The 202-nt window shown below is 45.5% G+C and carries 1 protein-coding gene; it reads right to left on the reverse strand.

All coding sequences use genetic code 11. The features are described 5' to 3' along the window. Window positions 1-202 (reverse strand): FtsQ-type POTRA domain-containing protein (locus tag JUI58_RS01090; protein ID WP_204101896.1); only part of this gene is annotated, 202 nt, incomplete at both ends.

Genomic DNA, 202 nt, shown 5'->3' on the forward strand with positions numbered 1-202 from the left:
TTTAAGACAGCGCGGGAGTTAATATACCCTTCATTAATATATAATTGAGTGAGGGTATTGGCAACATCTCTGAGTTGATTGAGGGTGACGTTTTGCCCTTGGAGTGGCTTAATGATGGCATCTAAGTCTTCTGGGGTAAAAACCGTGTTTCCTTGCACTTCGATCGCCTCTAGGGGAAAACTAGCACTATCGGGGCGATCGC

This window comes from Spirulina sp. CCY15215 (assembly GCF_016888125.1).
In the GTDB taxonomy this organism is placed as follows: Bacteria; Cyanobacteriota; Cyanobacteriia; order Cyanobacteriales; family Spirulinaceae; genus CCY15215.